The following is a 1603-nucleotide window of genomic DNA, read 5'->3' as shown; positions in this document are numbered from 1 at the left end:
TCTAAAATCTAAAATCTAAAAATAGGTATGTTTCTTGATATGGGAATTTTGGAAATTAAATTTTAAAAAGAAATAATATAGTTTCATTAATAATTTTTAATTTCGATTGTATTAAAAATGAAGGTGTTATGCAAGATTTAGAAGTGGTAGAAGATAATAGAATGTCAAAATTAATTATAGGTTTAATTTTGGATGCAATTGGTATGCTTACTTATTCCGTTCTTGGATTTGGGGAAATTGGAGATATTGTCTGGGCACCAATTGCAGGTATTATTATGACACGAATGTACAAAGGTAGAGTAGGAAAGGTGGCAGGTTTTTTAACTTTTCTGGAAGAAATACTCCCTTTTACAGATATTATTCCGTCGTTTACTTTAACCTGGATTTATACTTATTTCTTTCAAAGAAAATAAAAAAGACGGCTATAAGAACCGTCTTTTAATTCCTCTTTTGAGTTTATTTATTGAATAATTATTTTCTTAACATATTGTGTTTTCTTAGTCTGTGGGTTAGTTACTTTGATTATAAAAACACCTTTAGAATGTAATTGAATGTTTTCCTGAGTATTACCTCTAATTTTTTGTTTTAATAATTCTTTTCCAGAAATGTCATAGATTTTAAGATCTGAAATTTCTGTTTCTTCATTGTCAATATAAACTGAAAAAGCTCCGTTACTTGGAATTGGCCAAACATTAAACGAATTGTTGGTTTTAATAACGTCTTCGGTACCTAGATTTACGGTTTGTCCGCTTACAATATTTACTTTTCGTTTCATAGTGCCTCCTTCAGAATCACTTACTGTAAATTCAAAAGAACATAATCCGTTTGATGCTGGTGTAAAAGCTACAATATTGTTATTAAGTACTGCATTTCCGTTTACAATATTTGAAAGTGCATAAGAAACACCGCTAGTAAAACCTCTAGATAATTTTTGAATATCGATGTCAATTTTAGTTCCTTGCTGAGATTCATATCTTGGCAAAGACATCCATTGTAGATATTGATCCAAATTAGTGTAGCCATCTTGATTTGGGTCTGCATTGGCATCCGAAAAATCACCAATTGCAGAGTTTGGATTTGTTCCAATAATATTTTCCCACCAATTTGGAAGTCCGTCCTGATCTGTATCCCAATTAGTATCTCTAACTACTATTGGATAAGTTTCAAATCCGCCAACATCAGATTCATTATCTGGAAATCCAGGTTTCCCTGTTACGCTTCCAACAGCCGAATAACTTCCGTTTAAAGTTTCAGTGATAATTCTCTGATCGTGATCATCAAATTCAGGTTGTGTACATCCAACATCAGAAAGTACTATTTTGTAGGCATTTTTGGCAGATTGCGTGGTTACGTAAGAAGGGAAAAAGGGTGTGTTTACGAAGTTTTCATAAGAAACGGTATTACCAGAAGCTTTTCTTCCTGCAGTTTGGTTGCTTTCATCGAAATATCCGGGCATAACATTTCCATTAAAATAACACTGCTGCATTCCAGTTCCAACTCCTTCGTTTTGCTGATTAAATGCTACGAATATTTTAGAACCTACGCCTGGCTTATAGTAATTGTTTACAAAATTGACTTCTTTGGTTCCTCCGTCCGTTGTTCT

The 1603-nt window shown here is 32.6% G+C and carries 2 protein-coding genes; one reads left to right on the top strand and one right to left on the bottom strand.

Going from position 1 to position 1603, the window contains the following annotated elements:
* The first annotated feature begins 128 nt into the window (after nt 1-128).
* A complete protein-coding gene (locus tag VGE71_RS03920; RefSeq protein WP_331137126.1) occupies nt 129-413 on the top strand; it encodes a hypothetical protein in 285 nt (94 codons plus the stop codon).
* 47 nt (nt 414-460) lie between these two features.
* Here the strand turns inward: VGE71_RS03920 and VGE71_RS03915 are convergent.
* A partial coding sequence (locus VGE71_RS03915) for a T9SS type A sorting domain-containing protein (protein ID WP_331137125.1) occupies nt 461-1603 on the bottom strand: 1143 nt, incomplete at its 5' end.

It is taken from the genome of Flavobacterium sp. (genome assembly GCF_036405015.1).
Classification (GTDB): Bacteria; Bacteroidota; Bacteroidia; order Flavobacteriales; family Flavobacteriaceae; genus Flavobacterium.
This window is presented reverse-complemented; position numbering and strand designations above follow the sequence as displayed.